Annotated in this window: 17 protein-coding genes; 8 read left to right on the top strand and 9 right to left on the bottom strand. The window is 63.7% G+C overall.

The genetic code is table 11. The features are described from left to right. Window positions 1–100: 100 nt before the first annotated feature. The 3 genes from AAF481_07630 to AAF481_07620 all read right to left on the bottom strand — a co-directional run bounded on the left by AAF481_07630 (window position 101) and on the right by AAF481_07620 (window position 4,297). Complete coding sequence (locus tag AAF481_07630) at window positions 101–889, bottom strand: hypothetical protein (GenBank protein MEM7481031.1); 789 nt, start codon at window positions 887–889, stop codon at window positions 101–103. Window positions 890–1,001: 112 nt separating this feature from the next. Continuing rightward, entirely contained in the window at window positions 1,002–3,593 is a 2,592-nt protein-coding gene (locus AAF481_07625) for a protein kinase (GenBank protein ID MEM7481030.1), read from the bottom strand. A 137-nt stretch (window positions 3,594–3,730) separates the two neighbouring features. Then, entirely contained in the window at window positions 3,731–4,297 is a 567-nt protein-coding gene (locus tag AAF481_07620) for a sigma-70 family RNA polymerase sigma factor (GenBank protein ID MEM7481029.1), read from the bottom strand. 192 nt (window positions 4,298–4,489) lie between these two features. Here AAF481_07620 and AAF481_07615 point away from each other — a divergent pair, with 192 nt between their 5' ends. The 4 genes from AAF481_07615 (at window position 4,490) to AAF481_07600 (ending at window position 8,381) form a co-directional block, all read left to right on the top strand. Then, window positions 4,490–5,266, top strand: coding sequence for a sigma-70 family RNA polymerase sigma factor (locus AAF481_07615; GenBank protein ID MEM7481028.1), 777 nt, complete (start codon window positions 4,490–4,492; stop codon window positions 5,264–5,266). Window positions 5,267–5,944: 678 nt separating this feature from the next. After that, a complete protein-coding gene (locus AAF481_07610; GenBank protein MEM7481027.1) occupies window positions 5,945–6,748 on the top strand; it encodes a sigma factor in 804 nt (267 codons plus the stop codon). Between the two features lie 213 nt (window positions 6,749–6,961). After that, window positions 6,962–7,741 (top strand): hypothetical protein, encoded by a 780-nt coding sequence (locus AAF481_07605; GenBank protein MEM7481026.1) that lies wholly within the window; start codon window positions 6,962–6,964, stop codon window positions 7,739–7,741. 172 nt (window positions 7,742–7,913) lie between these two features. Then, on the top strand, window positions 7,914–8,381 hold the full coding sequence (locus AAF481_07600) for an RNA-binding protein (protein MEM7481025.1): 468 nt from the start codon (window positions 7,914–7,916) through the stop codon (window positions 8,379–8,381). Between the two features lie 125 nt (window positions 8,382–8,506). On the opposite strand, the gene AAF481_07595 is transcribed toward AAF481_07600, so the two are convergent. After that, window positions 8,507–8,980: a PDZ domain-containing protein gene (locus AAF481_07595; GenBank protein ID MEM7481024.1), complete on the bottom strand. Its 474-nt coding sequence runs from the start codon at window positions 8,978–8,980 to the stop codon at window positions 8,507–8,509. A 179-nt stretch (window positions 8,981–9,159) separates the two neighbouring features. Here AAF481_07595 and AAF481_07590 point away from each other — a divergent pair, with 179 nt between their 5' ends. Together AAF481_07590 and AAF481_07585 are read left to right on the top strand one after the other, a co-directional pair. Further along, window positions 9,160–10,833 carry a HAMP domain-containing sensor histidine kinase gene (locus tag AAF481_07590; protein MEM7481023.1) on the top strand — a complete coding sequence of 558 codons (1,674 nt, stop codon included), beginning with the start codon at window positions 9,160–9,162 and terminating at the stop codon, window positions 10,831–10,833. Further along, window positions 10,830–11,522 (top strand): response regulator transcription factor, encoded by a 693-nt coding sequence (locus tag AAF481_07585; GenBank protein MEM7481022.1) that lies wholly within the window; start codon window positions 10,830–10,832, stop codon window positions 11,520–11,522. The genes AAF481_07590 and AAF481_07585 overlap by 4 nt, the downstream gene beginning before the upstream one ends. A gap of 170 nt (window positions 11,523–11,692) precedes the next feature. Here AAF481_07585 and AAF481_07580 read toward each other — a convergent pair whose 3' ends face one another. From AAF481_07580 to AAF481_07570, 3 genes are all read right to left on the bottom strand, one after another. Then, window positions 11,693–13,186 carry a sulfatase gene (locus tag AAF481_07580; protein ID MEM7481021.1) on the bottom strand — a complete coding sequence of 498 codons (1,494 nt, stop codon included), beginning with the start codon at window positions 13,184–13,186 and terminating at the stop codon, window positions 11,693–11,695. A 678-nt stretch (window positions 13,187–13,864) separates the two neighbouring features. Beyond that, on the bottom strand, window positions 13,865–15,730 hold the full coding sequence (recQ, locus tag AAF481_07575) for a DNA helicase RecQ (GenBank protein ID MEM7481020.1): 1,866 nt from the start codon (window positions 15,728–15,730) through the stop codon (window positions 13,865–13,867). A gap of 79 nt (window positions 15,731–15,809) precedes the next feature. Then, window positions 15,810–16,934 carry an amidohydrolase family protein gene (locus tag AAF481_07570; protein MEM7481019.1) on the bottom strand — a complete coding sequence of 375 codons (1,125 nt, stop codon included), beginning with the start codon at window positions 16,932–16,934 and terminating at the stop codon, window positions 15,810–15,812. A 159-nt stretch (window positions 16,935–17,093) separates the two neighbouring features. Here AAF481_07570 and AAF481_07565 point away from each other — a divergent pair, with 159 nt between their 5' ends. Continuing rightward, window positions 17,094–18,425, top strand: a complete 1,332-nt coding sequence (locus AAF481_07565) for a PQQ-binding-like beta-propeller repeat protein (GenBank protein MEM7481018.1) — start codon at window positions 17,094–17,096, stop codon at window positions 18,423–18,425. Window positions 18,426–18,435: 10 nt separating this feature from the next. Here the strand turns inward: AAF481_07565 and pepQ are convergent, their stop codons facing one another. Both pepQ and AAF481_07555 read right to left on the bottom strand, forming a co-directional pair. Next, window positions 18,436–19,782 carry a Xaa-Pro dipeptidase gene (gene pepQ / locus AAF481_07560; protein ID MEM7481017.1) on the bottom strand — a complete coding sequence of 449 codons (1,347 nt, stop codon included), beginning with the start codon at window positions 19,780–19,782 and terminating at the stop codon, window positions 18,436–18,438. Window positions 19,783–19,810: 28 nt separating this feature from the next. Beyond that, window positions 19,811–20,941 carry a hypothetical protein gene (locus AAF481_07555; GenBank protein MEM7481016.1) on the bottom strand — a complete coding sequence of 377 codons (1,131 nt, stop codon included), beginning with the start codon at window positions 20,939–20,941 and terminating at the stop codon, window positions 19,811–19,813. Between the two features lie 56 nt (window positions 20,942–20,997). Here AAF481_07555 and AAF481_07550 point away from each other — a divergent pair, with 56 nt between their 5' ends. Beyond that, window positions 20,998–22,293, top strand: a complete 1,296-nt coding sequence (locus AAF481_07550; protein MEM7481015.1) for an APC family permease — start codon at window positions 20,998–21,000, stop codon at window positions 22,291–22,293. Window positions 22,294–22,297 lie beyond the last annotated feature (4 nt).

The raw sequence follows: 22,297 nt of genomic DNA, 5'->3' as shown, positions 1-22,297 counted from the left end.
CGGCGGGGCGCATGAGTTTGAGTGCTCACCGTGCTCCCAACCAGGAATCAACTTGAGGAGTCCAGTTGGGCGCCTGGCGGAGGCAGGCGCCCGATTCTCGCTAGGAATTATTTTGAATCGAGGAAACAAAATCCTCGAATCTACCCAGGAGTGAAAGATCCTCAATTGAGTTCAGGGCATTGCTTTCTCGAAGATATAAACCCTGCACACGATCAACCTGAGCGCCAAGATCACCTACGACTCCAAGATCATTTCTTAGCTTTTGGTTATCAGCCCTCAACAACTCCGACAGAATCACTATCGAATCAGCATCCTTGAATTGAAAATCATTATTTTGGACAAACCCTCCAGCGCAAGGCTTGGCTCCTGGAATCTTCCACCCGTTGTTCTCGATATCCAGCAATTCGTTCAGTACAGTATCTTGCCTGATCGCGTCTCTCAGCTGAGCCAAGTAAACGCCCGGGAAAAACCTAACGGTCCCAGTCTCCACAAAATTCTTGAAGTAGGTTTGCCCAGCATCCGGAGGGCGCTGATCATTCGCTGTCTCATGGGCGAGAATGGCGTAATCTCTGTCGATACATAGCATACCGAAGAAAGAGAGGGCTTCTCGGATCTCAGGCGCATTGATCGGCCAGCAATCCTGACTTTGAATAGCCGAATCCCCCCAAGCCACTCGGATCTTTTCAAAACTCCCCAGGTGACCTTCCTGCTTAAGCTTGCGAACAGCAAATCTCAGGGATTCCCTCTCCCAACGCGAAAGGCGAAAACATCTCTTCTCAACAAGAAATTTATAGAACTCATCCTGACTACCACTCTTGTCATGAAGAGCATTCGCAAATGAGTCTCCAAGTGCACAGGCTCGACCCAATACTCCCCAATAGTCTCCCATTGCTCCTCCAATCATTAGTTGATCGTAAGTTCACGGTGTCTTAGACGAGCACTGCCCACAGGATTCCCAGAACCTAGCATGTGGATTTCCGTGGAGGGTTTGAAGACGGGAGTTACACTGAAAGTCGATTAAAGGCCATGATTGCCCACTCACTGTGGAGAGTGCGTTGAAGATTCAGGGCCTCGCTCGAAAGCCCCTGGCGTTCCAACACCCGAATCTTGGTCCCAACCAGGCTCTCATCAAACCAGACAAGTTCTCCAAGAATCATGGAATGCGAGGAGAAATCAGCCATTGGCTCGACAAGCAGCAGTTCGGCATTGACCTGGGCCAGAAGGGCAACTGACACATTTGAAGGAGCCTTGAGGTGAATCTCGCGCACCTGCTGGACGAAGAAGTCAGCGGACCCTAGGCCAGAGCGAAGCGCAAGCACCGCAGCGGATCTGAAGTACCTTAGATTGGCGGGACTCGGATCTAGGTTCTCGAGATTGGACAGGGCCATCGCGATGCCGTCCTCCAGTCCATCGACTCTGTGAAGCTCTGCAAGCATCAACCAGGCCTCTGCCTGCGTAGACGAAGGCCTGGCCGAAACTGCACTCGAGCCCAGGAACTCCTCCAGGAGATTCCTAGCGCGGTCGAGGTTGCCACGCTTGCGAGCGAGTTGAACTCTGAAGAGAGCCGCGAATTCACAACATTTGCTGGCTTCTAGCTTCCTGAACGCCCTTTCGGCCTTGGCGAAATCACCGTTCGCCACATGAGCAAGGCCTTCCGGCCAGAACCAGTAGTCGATGTGATCGTCTGTGTTCTCGGCGAGTCGCCTCAGCGCCTCGTCACCTCTCCCCATCAAGGCTTCAAGAAATGCGAGGAACCCGATATTGATGGGATCATGATCCCCTTCCAAGATACGCAGGGCCTCCTCATAGGCCAGGGGAAGAAAGGATGGACCTTTCCTCTCCAAGATTAGGGCTATCTGCCGATAGGCTTCAATCGCTGAACGCCAATCCGAACTTGCAGCGCCGAGGAGCTGGAGTGCCGCGTCATAGCAGAGCCTCTGACGAGCAGCGACTACGAGAGTCCAGATCTCAAACTCCGAGAGACCCATGGCGGGTGAAGCACGGAAGCGCACTAGAAATGCGTCACAGGGAAGAGGTTCGCCTGACTCTAGGAACCTCTTGATCGAGGCATCCACCCGAACCGCGCCAGCGAGACCGAGTCCAGCGCCCTCTCCGAAATATGAGCCGCTGTCGAGCGATTCGGCCGCGCGGTAGTAGGCGGAAAGAAAACTAGGGTCGTGCATCCTGGCCTTTGCGAACCAGGTTGCTGCCTCGCGCGGATTGTCCATCTGTATACCGTTCATGAAAGCCGCTAGGGCCTGCCGGTTGTGAACAGGCGAAACAGACAGTCGCCTGAACCGATGCTTCTGGCGTCCCAAATGCATTCCCGATCGGCGCAGCCGTATGGCCGCGCTCTGCGCCCAGGGCCGACGCTCGAAGGATGCCAGATTGGGTGCGAGCGAAACAAAAGCCGACAGGGGGCCGACACGTCCGGCTCGATTCACGGGGAACAACCTTGCGCCGTACTCGTCCACTATGACAACACCGACCGCCCCATCATACCGAGCCCAAAGACTCGCAAGTTCCAGATCCCAAGATCCGCACTCAGAACAGACGTTCTTTCTAAACTCCTCCGCTTCATTCCAGCCCACGAGTTCAACCCCCGAACTTTCCTTGAATTCTTCTTCTAGTCGATCGCGTAGACCCTGGTCACCTCCCTCAAGGACAGGTGCGACAGCGATCCGAACGTCCTTTGACACGAAGTATCCTGGAATGGCAAACGGCAAAAGCAGGCGAACACTAACCGTCAGCACGGCCAGAATGATCGATGCGATTGCCAGCCGCTTCCAAAGCGGAGCACCCTCCCGGCCGAGGTTCTCTAGTGCCTCCTTGGCCTCCTCTGCAGATCGATAGCGGACTGGCTTCGGCGCTATTAGATTCTGAAGTAGATTGGCAAGTCTGACGCTTGTCGAAGCACCGTGAGGCGGCCTTGATTGGGCTGGAGAGGCGAACTCTGTCCGGCCAGGAAATCCACCAGTTGTCAAACGAAACAGCAACACCCCCAGCGAATGAAGATCCGACGCCGGGCTACTCGGTTCGCCGGCGAGTACCTCTGGGGCGATATAGTGCTGGGTTCCCGCTACGCCGTCGTGCCCGGGTTCTGGCCGGCTTTGATCGAGTCCGACTCCGAAGTCCACGAGGACGATGCGGCCGTCCACTTGGCGAATGACGTTCTGAGCCTTGATGTCTCGGTGCAGGATGCCTTGCTGATGTACTCCGGCCAGCGCTCGACAAAGGGCGATTCCGATCTCGACAACTTCCGACTCTTCGAAGGGTCCCCGCCTTCGCAGGGATTCCTCCAGAGTTTCGCCCTTCACGAGTTCCATTCCAATGCCTACCCGACCCTCGTGATCTCCCACATCGTAGACGGTGACCACGTTGGGATGGCGGATCTTCGCCAAGTGACGACCCTCTCGTAGAGAATGAGCGGCATCACCCGATACCTGAGGGTGGGCAAGTTTGAGAGCGACCTCTCGATCCAGTTTCGGATCGTAGGCGCGGTAGACCTCCCCAAAGCCTCCCCGACCGAGCAGTTCCTTGATCTGAAATCGACCCCACTGCCCGTCGACGAGAGATCCGGTAGGTAGAAGCAACTCTTCATCCAGTCGCCGAGTCCGACTCTCGTCTTCCTCTGACTCGGCGCAGATCTGCCGAAGGCGATGGAGCAAGTCGAGGGCCGCCTTGCTACGTGGCACTGCGACCCCTTGGAAGATGCCTCGGGAGACTGCCGTTAGGCATCGTCCTCCAGACGCTTGACTAGCGCTTTCTTGGCTCGCTTGACCGCCATGCGCGCAGCATCCTCTGTGCCAAATTCCAGATGTTGAGCCACTTCCCGCCACGAGAAATCGAGAAGATCTCTCGCCACGATGGCTTCGGATTGCCGCGGCTCCAACATATCCAACTCTTCGCAAAGCCGCTCGAAACCATCTTCCTGGATCAATAGGTCGAGGGGAGAGGGTTCCCGAACTGGAAGGATCTCCTCGAGAACCGATCGTCGGCGTTCCCGGCGATTCCAGTCGCGCGCCAAGTGGCAAATCGTCCGAGTGAGATAGGGAAAGAACGTCACCCCATTCGAGGCATCGAAATCTTCAAGCTTCGGGAACGACTTGAGCAGCGCTTCCTGCACAAGATCCTGGGTGTCCTGGGCATCCCGAGCATGGCCGTTCAGCCGGCCGTGCGCAAACCTGCGGAGTTTCGGTAGGTACCGGGCGAGCAGTTCCTCTCTTGCCGCCTCGTCGCCATGCTGGTATCGGGCTAGCAGTACCAGAGACGTGGGTTCACCATCCCAGGTCGACATCGTCAATCCCCCTACGACTTCAGTGTTCCAGGGTCCGACTTCCTTTGGACTGAGAAGAACTCAGCATCATCTTGATCTAGCGGCAACTTAGGCAGAAAACGTACCAGAGTCCCTACTTCGAATTCCAGTCGAGCTGTTCGGTTTCGGCAGTTCACCAGTTTTCCTCTCGGGATCCCATCGTCTGCCGGGCAGATGACACCGCTGACCTTGAGAGGAGATAAAATGGAGACGCAAAATTCACGCGAATTCTTCAACAGCTCATACGAACTGATCGAGCAGGTTATTCGACTGAGGTGTTTTCGATGCCGCCAAATCGGCATGGATGCCGACGAGTTTCGGTCCTACGCACTGCTCAAACTAATAGACAACGACTTTCGCATTCTGAGGCGGTACCGGAAGCGGAGTTCGTTGAAGACCTACTTGACGACCGTCATTCACCGTCTCTTTCTCGATTTTCGGATTCACTGCTGGGGGAAATGGCGTCCCTCCGCGACAGCTAGCGAGATGGGGCCGATGGCGATCGATTTGGAGCGACTTTTGACCCGCGACGAGTTCACCCTGGCCGAGGCCTCCGAGTGGATTCGCGCGGACTACCCCGGAGTCACGGAGGCGACGATCGATGAGATGGCGCGTCGGATCCCGTTCCGCCAGCCGAGGCGATTCGAGGGCGAAGAAACTCTGGCCCGCCTCACCGATTCAACTCCGGCCGAGAAAAACTGGAGCGCCGGCGCTCTTCCCAGGTCTCTGACGGCCGCCTTGCAGATGGCTTGGAACACTCTGTCGGACGAAGATCGAGAGATCCTTCGACTGCGCTACCGAGAGGGGCTGACCGTTGCGAGGATCGCTCGCCGCCTAGAGCTGGAGCAGAAACCACTCTACCGGCGGATCGAGCGGCTCCTTCGAGATGTGCGGCGCAGGCTTGAACACGAAGGGGTTTCGGCCAAGGAGGTCAGAAAGTGGCTATCGTAGGCATCGACGAATCAGCCGAACGACCAGCCTGAGGTCCTCATCTTCATACCGGCTCTCTGGATCGAGTTCCAGGATTACGCGGTTGAAGATGATGCTACATCGGTCACAAAGACTGATGTGGCGCAGGGCCTCGCCGGCCCGTTCGGAATCTAGGTGCCCTTCGGCCAAGGTTGCAAGGGTTTCATCGCTGAGGCACGAAACCTCAGGAGCCGTTCGAGTCTCCGTTGCTCGAGACTCTCGATCGGAAGCTTTGGAATCACGGCTCATTGCGCTGTTCGCTGTACCGCCGAACCCCCTTGACTGATTCCTCTTCGGCTCGCTCGATCAGAACCGGCCGAGAGTCGCCTCACGGTCAACGACCAAATTAGAAGACGGACCTAGGCTCAACGATTCCAGTTGTTGACGTCGGCTGAGAAATCTCGGCCAAATCGTGCAGAGCTCTAGGCCTTCTGGGACCTTCTGGATAACCCACGGTCCTGGAGGTCGAGCGGCGTGAGCATCTATGAAAGTATAGAGACCGATACTGTTTCCTGGCAGTCATTGACCATGAGTCCTTGCAGGGTCGCTGGTATCACTTGTCTCGCAGGACGGACGACGGACGAGGATTTCTCACGGCCAATCTCGGCGCTCCGTCGGCACGCGATCCCTGACTGCGACAACTTGGGAGGCGGAGGGGATTTGCGCGGGAAGCGTCTGTACGAGGAGAACTTCGAGGAGCTCGACCGGGCCATCCGGTGGGTGGTCCGTCGCGCAGGCTTCTTCGAGGCCGAGGGCGATGACCTGGTTCAGGAAGTTCACCTGAAACTCATTGAGGACGACTACCGCCGGCTGGCGAGCTACCGCGGCGAGAGCAGCCTCAAGAGCTTCATCCTTCAGATCGCTCGCAGGATCATCTTTGACGAGCTGCGGAAGAACCACGGTCGCTTGAATCGGCCTTCGGCCATCGCACACCGGTCAGGTCCGGCGGGGACCCTGCTCGAGCAGTACCTTCGGGCGGGCTTTTCTCTCGACGAGGCCAAGGCTCTCGTCCGGCAGGAACCGTGGGCGCGAACGATCGACCTGGACGCGATTGCCGCTCAACTGCCCGCGCGGCTTCCACGAAAGTTCGTACCGGAAGGTGACGCTCCGGATCCAACCTCGCCACCGGACGAGACCCTACACCGCAAGCTCGAAGCTCGAACGAACGATCTTCGAGGCCAAGTTCGCGGCTACCTGGATTCACAAGACAAGTACGTCCAAGCGGTCTTCGAGCTTCTGTTGCAAGGTGTGAGGATTTCCCAGATCAAACGTTCAATCGGCCCGCCGGAGCGAGGCGATCTCTACCGCCTGCGGGATCGGCATCTGCAGGCCCTGCGCAAGCATCTCGAAAAGAGTGGGCTTTCTTGGGACGAGATTCGGGAACTCTTAGAATGGCCGGACTTCTTTCTGGACCTCGGAGACGACGAAGATCCAGATGACGACGAGGGTCCGCAACGTGGCTAGGAAACCGCATGGCAATGGATTTCTCGCACCGGCTTCGCCAAATCCGTCGCAGGAAGTCCGTCTAGTTCCATGGCGGGCGAAAAGATGAATATGCCTATACAGCATTGCCCAAAGCCTGCGGATCTCGCCGCCTTCGTCGAGGGTCGGCTCTCCGGAGATCGCCGGACTCAGGTGACCGGTCACATCGCGAGATGCCCAGAATGCCGAGACGCGGTGGTTGATGGATACGCTTTCCTAGACGCCTCGGAGGAGGACGACGAGGTCCTTCTAGAGCCACAGCAAACCGTCGCCCCGGATCCGTTGCCGGATTCTGTCGACCCGGCCGTTGTGAAGCCACCCCTCGCTTTCCCCAAGCGCCGGGCGGCGCTGACTCTTGGTGCCATCGCGGCTATTCTGGCCCTGATTTTCTTGATTCCCAAGGCTCCCCGCAGCGCGGAGGAGCGGCTCGCCTGGCTCGCGGACTACCGAGGCGCAGCCATCAGCCTGGGTGTGTCAAGCTTGAGCCAGCCACGCAGTGGAGACCCTTCTCACGTTGACACTTCCGTCGACTTCAAGGCCGGCGTGCTCCTCGCTCGGATCACAGCGGCGCGACTTCTGGGCGATAAGGAAAAGCTGGAGATTGCGCAAGGGCAACTGCGACAAGCCTTGAGGCCGACAACTCTCGACGGCAGCCTAGCCGAGGAAACTGAAGCCCTGGAATCCACCCTCCGCAAAGGACTCTCGGAGGAGGTACTCGAGTGGGGACTTTGGACCGAGACCGGCCGCATTGCCGCCGTCTTTGGTGCGACGGAGGAACTAGACCGCCATTGGCGCCGTCGGCCGAAATCTTCGCCTCGCGATGTGCGGGCCTTAAACCCTTCCGTTGAAGCATCGCTGGGGCGCATCGAAACGCTCCTCGCCGATGGCGCGCAGAACGATGAGTTCAGTCTTTTGGCCGACCAGTTTGGGCAGCTCAATTCCGACCTCTCCGCTCCCCTCTTGCCTGCTCCGTAACGACTCTTCGATCTTCACGCATCCCTTGACATTCTGAGGTCACGCCCCATTCTCGCTTGTTTGGGTCCTGACCCCCTGCTACACTCCTTGGCGCTCTTCGCCATGGATCGCATCCGGCGGCATGGTTGGAAAAGAGCAGCCCTGAGCGCTCTCCGGGCGCCCGCGGTACCGATTGGCTGAATCTGCAAGGAGAACAACCATTTCCTCCAAAGTCTTCGTCGGCAACCTGAACTTTCAAACCACCAAGGACGAGCTCAGCACTTACCTCGCGGGAGCCGGCGAGGTCGTGGATGTGTACCTGCCAACGGACCGCGCCACGGGTCGTCCCCGCGGCTTCGCGTTTGTTGAATTCTCCTCCCCCGAAGAGGCCGCTCAGGCGATCGAGCAGTACAACGGCACGGAGCTGGCCGGCCGCAATTTGAATATCAACGAGGCCCAGGACCGTCCGCGACGTCCGCCCTCCGGTCCGCGCCCGCCGCGCCAGGACTTTCGTCCGCAGGCCGGCGACTTCGCCGATTTCGGCGGTGGCGGTGGAGGCTTCGGTGGGGGTGGAGGCGGCGGAGGCTACAAGGGCAATGCCGGAGGCGGCAAGCCCAAGGGCAGCCGACGAGGCCTCCGCGGCCGCAAGAGAAGTCTGTAACCGCTCCTTCCTCAGGCCTGCTCGCAAAAAGAAGGGCGACCGGCGCCTCAGCCGATCGCCCTTTTTCACGCTGCTTCCTCAAAGGTATGAGGCCCCTCAAGGATCTTGAAGTCTGAGCTGATTGCTCACCGCGCTGCGACGGTGACGTAGGCGTGCTGGTCGAGCATGTGCTGGCCGATCCACTGCGCCATCACGGTGTCCGGCACCGGGGCGAGTTCGGCGACGAGCTTAGTCTTGGACTCGCCGCGCAGCACCACGTAGTCGGCCTTGGCGCCGGGGCCGAGGCTCTTCTTGACCTTGGCGAGCTTCTTTTTGTTCTCAGAGCTCAGTTCGACGCCATTCAGGGCGAAGAGCACGTCGCCGGCACGGAATCCGGCTTCGGCGGCCGGGCTGTCGGCGGTGACGGCGGTGACGGCGTAGCGGCCGTCGGCGTTCTTCTCGGTCTCGATCCCCAGCCAACCCTTGGAGCGGATCTTCTCGGCCATCGCCGTGAGGCACTCTTCGGTGCTGGCATCGCACTTCTTGTAGTCGCCGCCGTAGACGCTGGCGGTGATGGCGGCGAGGGCGGTCAGGGCGACGAGCCAGGTGGAAAGCTTCATTCGTGGATCCTCCTATCCGGTGTTGCTCTTTGTGATTCGGGCGGTAGCGCTCCGCCACGAGTCAAAGGCTAGAGAGCCGCCGTGTGAATGTCCTGGAGGCGCCGTAAAAGCTTGTGAGAGATGTCAACAATCTGTAAAACCGGGTCTTTTCGCCTTGGCGGGTGGGCTATATTGCCGCCATGACGAAGGTGCGATCCCGCCCACCGGAAGGATTCCCCAAGCGCCGCGCGCGAGCCCGGCGCCGTGCTCTGCTGTTGGGATTCCTCGCGGCGCTGGTTCCCTTGCTGATCCTCCTGGGCCTGCAGTACCGCTGGTTGACGGAGTTGGAGGAGAGTTCGCGGGTAGCTCGGGAAGCGAGTCTCGGTACCTACCTGGACGCCATCGCGAAGAACGTCGGCTACGGCACCTGGAAGGAGGCGGAATGGTCTCTTTCCGTGTCCGCCACGGCGCTGAAACCCGAGTACGAGGGCAAGCTCGCCAAGCACTTCACCAAAGTGTCCAACGAGCTTTCGGGCTCCCGCACCTACTTCGTCGTCTCCTTTGGGGACCCCGCCAAGATTTCCCTCTACGACTTCGAAACAAAGTCGATGGTGAAAGCAGCGGAGTCGCCTCGCATCCAGGCGTTCTACGCCGCCGCCGTGCCCTGGATCGTGCGCGGCCGGATGGAGCGGAGGGTCGAGAAACCCGAGCCCGAGGGCTTCCGGGACGATCCCGAGATGCGGCTGATGATCCGGCCTCTTGTGGACGATGAATCGCGGCTGGTGGGGCTGGCGGGGATGACGCTCGATCCCGACCACTATCGGGACAACGTGCTGCCTTCGGCCTTCGAGGAGGTCCTCGGCAAGCAGCCGGATCTGGTGGCGACGGTCTGGAATCAGCGCGGCGAGCGGATGATCGGACCGGAGGACGAGGACTCCGGGAATCGCGAGCGGACGATCCGACGGCTGCCCAAACCCTTCGACGATTGGAAGGTGTCGATCCACAGCCCAACTTCCACTCCGGAGCAGTGGGCGCGGGCCAACTTCTTGTTCAACTTGACCCTCTCCGCTGTCCTGGCCTTGGTACTCCTGGGCGGCATCGGCCTGGCGCTGCGCACCGCCTCGCGGGAAATGCATCTGTCGGAGATGAAGAGCGACTTTGTCTCGAACGTCTCCCACGAGCTGCGTACTCCCCTGTCGTCGATCCGAGTCTTTGGCGAGTTCATGCGCCTCGACCGGGTGACGGATGCGGCGAAGGTCCGCGAGTACGGCGAGTACATCGAGACGGAGAGCCGGCGGCTGACGCAGTTGATCGACAACATTCTCGACTTTTCGCGCATCGAGTCCGGTGGCAAGGTGTACCACCGGGAACTCTGCGATCTCGAAGAGCTGGTGGCCGGCGCCCTCAAGACCTTCGAGGTGCGGCTACGGCAGAAGGGCTTCCGGGTGTATCTGGAACGACCTGAAGCCGACGAGCCGCTGCTGCTGAACGCCGATCCCGGCGCCCTGGTGCAGGCGGTGTGCAATTTGATCGACAACGCCGTCAAGTACTCGAACGGCGGCCAGGAGATCCAGGTGACGATCGAGCGCCGCGGCGACCCGGAAACCGGCGAGGCGGTGGTCTCGGTGCGGGATCACGGCATCGGCATTTCGCGCGAGGAGCAGAAGCACATCTTCGACCGCTTCCACCGGGTGGGCACCGGCCTGGTGCACGATGTGCGCGGCGCCGGCCTCGGCCTGTCGATCGTGCAGCACATCGTCGAGGCCCACGGCGGGCGGGTGGACGTCAAGTCCGATCTCGGCCGCGGCAGTACTTTCTCGCTACATTTTCCGCTGGAGCCAACCGGGGAAACCGTTGACGAGGAGAAGCCGTGAGCCACCGGGTGCTGATCGTCGAAGACGACGAGGCGATGGCCGTTGCCTTGAAGGACGGCTTCGAGTACGAGGGCTATGACGTGACCGTCGCCCGCGACGGCGAAGCGGGTCTGTCCGCCGCCCAAGAAGGCTCGCCGGAGCTGATCATTCTGGACGTGATGCTGCCCAAGAAGACCGGCCTGGACGTCTGCCGGGACCTGCGCGGTGAGGGCAATGCGGTGCCGATCATCATGCTGACGGCCCGCGGTCAGGAGATCGACAAGATTCTGGGACTGAAGCTCGGTGCCGACGACTACATCACCAAACCTTTCAGCTTCATGGAACTGTTCGCCCGCGCCGAGGCGGTGCTACGCCGAGCGCAGGGACATCGCGGCGGCGACGAGGAGCAGGTCATCCACATCGGCGAGGTGACGGTGGACTTCCGCCGCCACGAGGCGACCAAGGGCGGGCACCCGCTATCCCTCTCACCGCGTGAGTTCCGGCTGCTCGAATACTTCGCCGCCCACCGCGGCGAGGTGGTGAGTCGCGATCAACTCCTCGACGGCGTGTGGGGCTACGACGCGATCCCCTATACCCGCACCGTCGACACCCACATCGCCAAGCTGCGCAAGAAGATTGAAGACACCCCGGCGGATCCCCGCTGGCTGGTCACCATCCACGGCCTGGGCTACAAGCTAACAGACCGCTGAACTCCGCTTCGCGGATTTTTTGGCTATTGATCCTAGGAGGGGCTGGACGCCCCCCTCGCCCGAAAATCAAGCTTTTCGGCTCACCCCCATCCCGGCAGCTAGTCGCCGGGGGCGCCCAGCCTTTCAGGCTCAGTCGCGAAATGCCAACTACTCGAATCCGTTCACGCCTGCTACAGATACCCCAAGGACTTCAAAAGCGACTCGGTTTCCCCACCCATACTTCGCTCGTCGCCGCAGGCGCCGCCCACTTCGTCGAGCAGCGGATCGAATCGGTCGGCGCCGTTCCAGGCGGAGAGCAGGCGCTGCAGGCGTTCGAGATCTTCCGGGTATTCCTCGGCCACGTTGCGCGTCTCTTCGGGGTCTTCCCGCAGGTCGAAGAGGGTGAAGCGCACCCCTTCTCCGCCGATCCAGCGCTGCTCCGGGCGGGTTTGGGCGAAGACCAGCTTGAAGCGCTCGTCGCGCACGATCTTCTGCCACTTGTTCTTGGTTTCCCAGCCGGCTTCGGAGTAGGCCAGGGTGGGCGCCTCCGGCGTTTCGCCCAGCAGGCGAGGCGTCAGGCTCCGGCCCTGGCGCCAGCGCTGCCCCTCTTCCAGTTCCACCCCCGCCGCCTCGAGGAGGGTCGGCGTCAGGTGCAGCAGTTCCGCCGGCGCTTCGTCCACCCGCGGTGCGAGCACTCCCGGATAGTGAACGATGAAGGGCACCCGCACGCAGGTCTGGAAACCGAAACGACCGTGATCGAAGTAGTAGCGGTGCTCGCCCAGGGATTCCCCGTGGTCCGAGGTGAAGACGGTCATGGTGCGCTCGCGCAGGCCCCGCACGTCGACCTCTTCGAGCAGGCGGCCGATCTGAAAATCCGTGTAGAAGATCTCGGCGTCATAGCGGGCGCGGTAGAAGGCCAGTTCGTCGCGGCCGTCGAGCACCTGGTCGCGGCCGATACCGGTCATCTGTTGGCGCGGCTTGTCGGCGATGGTGATGCGCTCGGTGGGATCGAAGTACTCGTCGTCCTGGAAGCCGTCGCGCCACTCTCCCGGCGGCACGTAAGGAGCGTGGGGGTCGAGGTAGTGGACCCACAGGAAGTACGGCTTGGTCTGGCCGTCTTCATTCTTCTCGCTCTCGATGCGGTCGAGCAGACCGAGGGCGAGTTGCGTCACCGCCTCGGCGCGGTTGGGGTCGCTGCCGTCCTCGGGCGGATCGAGCTTCCAGGTTTCGATGTAGGTGTCGAAGCCCTGGTCAAAGTAGAAGTCGCTCGCCAAGGCGGCGTTGGCGACCACCGCATGGGTCTGGTACCCGGCCCGCTGCAGGGTTTCCGCCAGCATCTCGAAGCGGCACGGCAGCGGTTGTCCGATGCGCCGCACGATGCCGTTGTCCTTCGGGTAGGTGGCGGTGAACATCGAGGCCATGGACGGCCCGGTTTTCGGCCACTGCACCGCCGGTTGATCGAAACGCACTCCTTCCGCCGCCAGCCGGTCGATCACCGGCGAGGTTTCGCGCGGGTAGCCGTAGGCGGAGAGATGGTCGGCCCGTAGGGTGTCGACGGTGACCAGGAGGATATTGCTGCGTGGCGGAATGGGCGGTGGATCCTCTGTCACGCACCCGCCCAGACTCACCGCTCCACCGATCAGGGCGAGGGCGATGAAGCGAATCGAAGTAGTAGGCCGAATCATGGATGAAGATCTCGTTGGGGATGACAGCCAGAAGGGCTGACGGATGGATTCTAACCGCTCTCTGGGTCAGCGGCACTCTGGATCTGTTTTCGCTTCGCCGGGTCGTCGTGGGGGCGGTCGCGGGACTGTGGTGGCTCTTGCTTTTGTGCGCTTCGACGGGTCGTCGTGGGGGCGGTCGCCGGGGACCGAGGGTGGCTTCTCAAACTTTGCACTCCAGGCCACCCTCTGCGCGGCACGAGCGCAAACCGTTCACAACTCCCAATCACCCTCCAAGCGCTCGTGCCGAGCTCCCCGGCGACCGCCCCCACGACGACCCTCTACCATCCTCTCCTCCAAACCAGCTCCACATTCGACCCTTCCCTGGGCGAAAGCCTGCTGTGATGAGCGACGTGGGCGGAATCGAAGGGGGGACTTGTGAAAGTCGCCCGGTGAGGCCCTCGCCCCAGCAGAGGGCTGCTGTGATGAGCGCTGCTTGAGGGCGCGAGGAAGAGGTCCGGAGAGGCCGAAGGGAGGGGGCGAGGGAACTCGCTGCGAGCGCTCGTCGGGGTCTGGGGAGGCGTGGATGGTTTGCGCTCGCAGCGCGCAGGGCGCGGCCGGTTCTGGAAAGTCAAAAGAGCCGCGCCCGGTCCCTCGCCCCCTCCCTCCGGGCGTCCCAACGAGTCAGCGGTCCAGCGCAAATCAGACCATGCGCGACAATAGCAACCCCACATCCCGCTCCAGTCCCCGCTCCGCCGAGAACTCTTCGATCACCGGCAGGAAGCGCGGCCCGAGATCCTCCGCCTTGCGGTCCCCTACGCCCCGCACGCGCAGCAGGCTCTCCGGCCGGGAAGGCCGGATGCGGGCCAGTTCGCGCAGCACGCTGTCGTGGAAGATGACGTAGGGCGGCACTTCGCGCTCGCGGGCGATCTCCAGGCGCAACTCCCGCAGGCGCTCGAAGAGGCCGCGATCCACTCCTTCCCAGTTCTCGTCGTCCCGGGCGCGGCGGCGCGGGCGGGAGCGCGGTGCCGGCTGGCGGAAGAGAGCGATGTCTTCCGGCGGCGCACCGCCCTTCAAGAGCGCTACCCCTTCCTCGGTCAGTTGGAGTATCGGGTAACGGTCCCCGACCGACCGCAGAAAACCCTGATCCCGGAGCTGGCCGACAAAGCCGCGCAGATCGGAAATCGAAGCATCCTCGAGCAGTCCAAAGGTGGAGACTTGGGCGTGACCCTGCGCCCGCACCTTGTCCGTTTCACGGCCGCGCAGCACGTCGATCACCTGCCCGGCGCCCCAGCGCTGCCCCAGGCGGGCGACGCAGGAGAGGATCTTCTGGGCCAGCACCACCGGCTCGTCTACCGTCTCCAGCTCGCCCAAACACCAGTCGCAGGCGCCGCAGTCGTCGGGTTCGTAGGCCTGGCCGAAATACTCCGTCAGCACCCGATGGCGGCAGCCGGTGGCGCCGGCGTACTGGCGCATCGCCGACAGGAGCTGCCGGGCGCCCTCGCTCAGTTCGCCGTCCGCCTCCAGCAGCCGCCGCCAGGTGGCGAAATCCCCCGGCGAATAGAGCAGAAGGCACTCCGCCTCCAGCCCGTCACGGCCGGCCCGGCCGGCCTCCTGTTGGTAGTGCTCCGGCGAGCGCGGCGAGCCGACGTGGACCACGTAGCGGACGTTTGAGCGGTCGATTCCCATACCGAAGGCAACGGTCGCCACCACCGTGTCGATGCGCTCTTCGAGAAAGGCGTCCTGGCAGGCGTGGCGGGCCTCGGCGTCGAGGCCCGCATGGTAGGCCTGGGCTTTGGCTCCCCAGCCGCGGAGCTTGTCGGCGATCTCCTCCACTTCACGGCGGGAGATGCAGTAGATGATGCCCGCCTCCCCGGCGTGGCGGGCCAGGACATCGCGCAACTGGCGGTCGAGCTGGTTCTTGCGGCGAGCGCGGTAGATGAGGTTCGGCCGGTCGAAGGAGCCGACCAGGACCTCCGGCTCGAGAAGTCCAAGCTGCTCGACGATGTCGCGTTGTACCTGGCGGGTGGCGGTCGCCGTGTAGGCGTGGACGGCGAGGTCCGGAAAGCGTTCCCGCAGCCGACCCAGCTCGCGATAGGGCGGGCGAAAATCATGCCCCCACTGGCTGATGCAGTGGGCTTCGTCCACCGCCAGGTAGGACACCCGGCAGTCTGCGAGAAAACTCTGGAAGCCGTCCATCACCAACCGCTCCGGCGAGACATAGAGCAACCGGTACTCGCCCCGGCGCAAGCCGTCCTGCACCTGTCGGCGCTCCTCCGGCAGCTGGCTGGAGTTGAGGAAGGCGGCCGCCACGCCGTTGGCGGCGAGAGCGTCGACTTGATCTTTCATCAGTGAGATGAGCGGCGAAACCACCAGCGCCAACCCGCTGTCTTCGACTAGGGCCGGCGCCTGGAAGCACAGCGACTTGCCACCGCCGGTGGGCAGCACGACGAGGGAATCGCGGCCGGCGAGCACCGCCTCCATCGCCTCCTGCTGGAGCGGCCGGAACGAGTCGTAGCCCCAGGTGTGGCGCAGGACGTCTTCGAGTTGGGCTTGGTGGGAGGACATCGGAGTCGGGAACGGCACCGCCCGGGCCGGGCGAACCCGTCGATGATACCCGCTGTTCAAGGCCCTGCTGGAAAAGGCCCTACGGCTCCGGCTCCGCCCACTCCGGATAGAGACTGCGATCCAGCCCCGGCAGGATGCGCAACGCGTTCTCGTAGTACAGCTTGCGCAGCACTTCGTCCGGCAGGTCCAGGCCGTAGAGCTGCCAGAAGGCGTGGCGGCGGCGATAGTAGTCGAAGTACTCGTCCGCCGTCTCCAGGGTGCGGAAGTAGACCGGATACTCCTCCGGCCGCCAGGAATCTTTGCCGAACAGCACGCGGTCCTGGTAGCGCTCCAAGAACCGGCGGGCGAAGCGCGGTTGGCGACCCAGCTCCGCCAGCACCGCGCCGATCTCGGTGTAGACGTTGGGCCGTTCGTCCAACAGCCGGCCGAGGCGCGCCAAATCGCCGCCGAGCCAGGCGAGGTGGGCGGCGATGAAGGTGGTCTCCGGATGCTTGCGAAAGAGGTTCCACTGCTCCGCCATCACCTGTTCCCAGGGCGGGAAGCGCTCCGGCGGCCGCGCCCGGTTGGGCCGTTGCTTGAGCTCCAGCCAGCGCTCGTTGAAGCGGTCGTGGGGTTCGAAGAAGGAGGCCGGCTCGCCGGTGTGGATCAGCACCGGAATGCCCAACTCGGCGCACTTTCGCCAGACCGGGTCGAGGCGTGGATCGTCCGTCGGCACCCGCTCGCCGTTTACGTCTTCGAGGGTCAGGCCGAGGTTTTTGAAGATCTTCAGGCCGCGCGCCCCGGCGTCGTAGTCCGCCTGCAGGCGGGCCGCCGCTCGGCGGCCGAAGCCGGGCTCCCCCATACCCTCGAAGTCCACCGTGGCGAAAATCACGAAGCGGTTCGGAAACGCCTTTTTCATGCGCTCGACGGTGGCGATCAATCGTTCGCCGGTGCCGCCGCTCAGGTTGACCATGGCGCCCATATTCAGCCGATCCATCTCCGCCACCAGAACCTCGACATCCCTTGCGCTCATGCGGCCGGCGTTGTGATGGCTGTGGACATCGATGAACGGATAGCGCGCCCGCTCGACGGAATTTTCCGGCACCACCAGGGTGGACTTCGGTTCGTACTCCTCAAACGACATGTCCTGGGCAGCCAGCGGCAGCAGCGCTGAACACACCATCAGCGCGAAGAGGGAACGGAAGACGGCGAAAGATCGAGACATGAACTCTCCAGACCAGTCGGTGGGCCACCCGCCATGGGCAACCCAGACCGCAAGGATAATGCTCCCTGGCCGACCGAAGAAACCCCCTACGACGTGCGTAGTAGAATCAACGCCGGCAACGCCGCTGAGAAATTCACTCGAGACCACCTAGGAGCCGAAATGAAACGACCGCGCATCCTCCCGTCAGCCATCTGCTGCCTGTGCCTTCTCGCCTTGGTGGCCGCGCCGGCATTGGCCGCCGATTGGCCGTCCTTCCGCGGCCCGAACGGATCCGGCGTGGCGGACGGAGATTCGTATCCCGAGTCCTGGGATCACGAGTCCGGCCGCAATGTGCAGTGGAAAGTCGACCTGCGGGGCACCGGCTTCTCGAGTCCGGTGGTCCAGGGCCAGCGCCTCTTTGTCTCCTTTTTTGAAGAGGTCGAGGGGAAGAAGGAGACCCTTCGATGGGTGCTGGTCGCCGTCGACCGGGCCAGCGGGAAGGTTCTCTGGGAACGCGCCGTGGTCGAAGAAGCCAAGCGCCTGGAGCACCATCCGGCATCGAGCCACGCCAACGCCACCTCCGCCGTCGATGATCAGCGCATCGTTTCGATTCTCGGCGCGTCGACGCTGGTAGCCCACGACCTCGGCGGCAAAGAGCTGTGGCGCAAGGACTTGGGGCTGCTCGACCAGGGCATGGCCTCGGACGCCAGCTCTCAGTGGGGCCACGCCAGCTCGCCCCGTCTATGGCAGGGCGTGGTGTTCGTCCAGGTGGACCGCCACCGGAATTCCTATCTGGCGGCTTTCGAGGCCGCCTCGGGCAAAGAGCTGTGGCGCAACGAGCGCAATGAGAAACCCTCCTGGAGCACCCCGGCGATCTACCGCCACGACGGCGAAGACGTTCTGGTGACTTCGTCTCCAGGCTATGTGCGGGGCTATCGGCCGAAGACCGGCGAGGAACTGTGGCGTTTCGCCATCGACCTGCAGGTGATGGTGCCGGTGCCGGTGATCTCCGAAGAATTCGTTTACATCGCCGGCGGCTATCCGCGCGGCCAGCCGATTCGCGCCATTCGCACCAGCGCCCGCGGCGACGTGTCGCTGGCTGAGGACACCGACCGCAGCGAGCACGCGTTCCTGAGCGAGCGCGGCGGCCCCTACGTGCCTTCGCCGCTGCTCTATCGCGGGCGCCTCTACGGCTGCACCGATGAAGGAATCCTCTCTGCCTACGACCCGGCGACCGGCAAGCGCCTCTGGCGGGAGCGTGTCGGCGGCACCTACAGCGCCTCGCCGGTGGGCGCCGACGGCAAGATCTATCTCGCCAGCGAAGAGGGAGAGGTTCATGTGGTCGCCGCTGGAGACGAATACAAGCATCTCGCCACCATCGACCACGGCGAACGACTGATGGCGACCCCGGCGCTGGTGGACGGAACGATCTACCTGCGGACGCCGAGCGCCCTACTGGCGGTGCGGCAAGAGGCGCCCACGGCGAAGAAAGAAGCGAAAGCAACCCGCTGACCGCTGAGGCTCACTCCCGCGGTCCGGGCAGGTGCTCGCGGGAGAGGTCCCGCGCCCCGTTCTCGGTGCACAGCACGTCGTCCTCGATGCGCACGCCGCCGAAGGGCCGGAGGCAGTCGACCACCGCCCAGTCGATGGCCGAGGCGTCGTCGCTGCCGCGCACCGGATCGAGCAGCACCGGGTTGAAGTAAATCCCCGGTTCGATGGTCACCAGGTGGCCGGCTTCGAGCGGGCGGGTGGTGCGGAGCAGCGGGTATTCGGCCGGCGGCGCGACTTCTCCACCGTCGGGACCGGCCTGGTGACCACCGACGTCGTGCACTTGAATCCCCAGGTGATGGCCCACGCCGTGGGGGAAGAAGTGGCGGGTGAGGCCGCGCTCCATCGCCTCGTCGGCGGATACCTTGACCACCCCGGTCCGCTGGAGGATCTGCGCCACGCCGCGGTGCGCCGCCTGGTGGATGTCCGGGTACGGCACGCCGGGAGCGACCATCGCCACCAGTTCTTGCTCCAGCGCATCCACCCCTTCGACCAGTTCCTTGAACACCGGATCGGCCCCTTCCCCCACCCAGGTGCGGGTGAGATCCGAGGCGTAGCCCTCGAAGCTGGCTCCGGCGTCGAGCAGCAGGGTGCGCCCCGGAGCGGCCTCGGGACCTCGCTTGCGCTCGTAGTGCAGGACGGCTCCCTTCTCCTCCAGGGCGACGATGGTGTTGAAGGGCACTTCCCGCTCGATTTGGTCCGACCCCTCGAGGAAAGCCCAGTGGATCTCCCGCTCGGTGGCCCCGGCACGGAACATTTCGAGACCGGCGAGGTGGCCGCTGGCGGCCCTGCGGACGGCGACCTCGGTCAATGCCACCTCCCAGGGGGTCTTGTAGGCCCGATACCAGTCGAGGGGCGCCATCAGCTCCGCGGGCTCGATGCGGTCGGCATCGATTCCCACCGCCTGCGCCGCTTCCGGCGCATCGCCGACATAGGCGATCCGCTCCAGCGAACCGAGCGACTCCGCCGCCTTTTCGAAGCTCTCCGCCTCGGAAAGATCCACCACCGATTCCCAGTACGACGCCGGCGGCATGGAGGTGTCGAACCAGAAATCCATTGGCCGCACCCGCACCACCTGTACGCGGCCGCCGGGGCGAGCCAGGACGATGTGTTCCGGCCCCGCGATCGGGCACCAGCGCCGGAAGTGCGGCGTGCTCCAGAAGGCGATGGCGTTGTCGTCGGCGTGGTACGTCCGTTCGCGCCCGGCGTGGAAGAGCACACCGTCGAGGGACACCCCGCGCCGGCCGGCCCGCTCCAGGCTGTCCGCCAACCAACGGTCGAGGGCGGCGAGGTGATCGCGATAGAGATCGGTGCTGGTCATGCGCTGGGCTCCCGTAGTCGGTGGGTTCTCAATGGGGCTTTCGGCGGCTGAGCTTAGCAGCCAGCAAAGGAGCGCTGAGCGCCGCCAGCCAGGCGCCGAACAGGATCGCCGGGAGCGGCTGGGCCGGCCGGCTGCGCACCGACACCACGCTGCCGTCCTGGCGCAGGCCGCACCACTCGACACGGCCGAGGAAACGATCGAGGACGCCGCGGCGGCGCACTTCCCGCGCCCGCGAGACTTCCGGCAGCAGCTCGACCAGCAGCTCGTGACGCCGATCCGCCAGCGCCGCCTCCGGGCCGTGGACCTGGCCGAGAGAGCGCACGGTAAAGCGCTGCCCTTCGCCGCCGGGGCACGGCAGGGGATCCGCGGCGGCAAGGGGCGCCGACCCTTCACTACCCCAGCGCCATCGGTAGCTCCGCTCTCGACTCTGCCGGATCTCCAGCACCTCGCCAGAGAAGCGCATACAGCGCGCCGGTCCGTCCGGCAGAAACAGCGCCGCCCGCAAGTCGCCGCTCCGCCGGTCGTACAACGCCACCCGCCCGGATCCGAGGATGCCAGCCCCTTCACCGGTGGCCAGCCAGCGCCCGTCCTCGCTCACCGCCAAGGTCAGAACCGGCGCCCCGAGCAGCCGGGGCGAGGACTCGCCGGCCAGCAGAAGGCGCACGGTGCCGTCGTCGCCGCTGAAGGCCGCGGTGTCGTCATCCGGTGAGCCGGACGCAATTCGGAAGGAACCCCGCTGCGCCGGAACTGAAAGTGTGCCGGAGACCGAAGGCGCAGGCAGGCCCTCGGCCGGCGCCGCGGCCGCTACCGGCCGAGGGGCATCATCGGACCAGCCCAGCACCTTGCCGTTCGCCGTCCGCAGCCACAGCACATGGTCCGACCGGTCCCAGGCCAGCGCCTCCACCGGAGAGTTGAGTTCCACCGCTCGCAGAGCTTCGCCTTGGGCGCTCCACACCCGCACCCCACCTCCGGCGTCGGCGGAAGCCACCCGTTCGCCTCCATCGGTCACCGCCAAGGCGGTGACGACGCGTGGATGGCCGGGATCCGGCCACTCCCGGAGCACCTGCGAGCGCCAGTCCCCGAGGCCGGGCGGCAACCAGATGACGAGGGCTACGAAGGCGGTGCTCAAGAGGAGCCAAAAGGGCAAGCGGCGGGACATGACGAGGAGTGTACGGCCTAGGCGACAATGCGGATGGCGGTGATAGGTTGCGCTCTATGCGCCAACCGACCCTTCACCGCACCGTTTCCCGCTGGCAGGTGCTGGGGCTGGCGATCAACGGGGTGGTGGGCAGCGGTATTTACCTGCTGCCGGCGGCCGAGGCCGGCTACCTGGGAAACGCCAGCCTGCTGGCCGTCGCACTGGCCGGCCTCACGGTGCTGCTGGTGGTGTTCTGCTTTGCCGAGGCGGCCACCCACTTCGACGGCACCGGCGGCGCCTACCTCTACACCCGCGAGGCCTTCGGCGATTTCGTCGGCTTCGAGGTCGGCTGGATGACCTGGCTGGCGCGGGTGGCCTCCATCGCCTCGCTGTCCGTCGGCTTCGCCCAGGCCCTCGGCTATCTGTGGCCGGCGGCCGCCACGGAGGGACTAGCGCGCACCGCCGCCATCATTCTGCCGCTGCTGGGACTGACCTACCTGAACTGGATCGGAGTCAAGTCCGGCGCTCGCACGGCGGTGGTGCTGGTGATCGCCAAGTTGGTGCCGCTGGCAGTCTTCATCGTCGCCGGTGCCTTTTATTTTTCTCGCGAAGTGTTTGCCGCGCAGACCGCCAGCGACACCGCGGGGATGGGCGAAGGGGGGCTCGGGCAAGCGGCCCTCCTGCTGCTCTTCGCCTATGCCGGCTTCGAGAACACCGCCGCGCCGGCCGGCGAGTTCCGACGGCCGAAGCGCGACCTGCCCTTTGCCTTGATCACCCAGATCGCCATCGTGACGCTGATCTACTGCGGCGTCCAGGCGGTAGCCCTCGGCACCCAGCCGGACCTCGCCGCTTCCACCACCCCGCTGGCCGACGCCGCGGGCCGCTTTTTCGGCTCCTGGGGTGGCTTGCTGCTAACGGTAGGGGCCGCCGTCTCGATCCTCGGCACCAACGGAAACTCGGTGCTCGCCGGGCCGCGCTACCTCTTCGCCCTGGCGGCGGACGGCTATGGGCCACGCTTCCTGGCCCGCATTCATCCGACGTACCGCACGCCGGCCAACGCCCTGCTGCTGCAAACGGTGATCGCCGTGCCGATGGCCTTGACCGGCAGCTTCACCGGGCTCGCCGCCCTGTCGGTGATCGCGCGCCTCGCCACCTACCTGGGTACCGCGGCAGCCGTGCCGGTGCTGCGACGCCGGCACTCCGTTCAGCCAAGTGAAGGTTTCCGGCTGCCGGGAGGCTGGCTGATTCCAGCGGCGGCCGCGCTCCTCTCCCTCGCCCTGGCCGCCAGCGCCGGCCGCAACAACCTGATCGCCGGCGCCCTGGCCCTGGCGGTGGGCGCGGTGATCTTCGCCCTGCGGCGCAAGGATCGATAGGGCG

The organism is Acidobacteriota bacterium, from assembly GCA_039030395.1.
Taxonomy (GTDB): domain Bacteria; phylum Acidobacteriota; class Thermoanaerobaculia; order Multivoradales; family JBCCEF01; genus JBCCEF01.
Note: the sequence above shows the minus strand (reverse complement) of the source record. Positions and strands in the feature narration are given on the sequence as shown.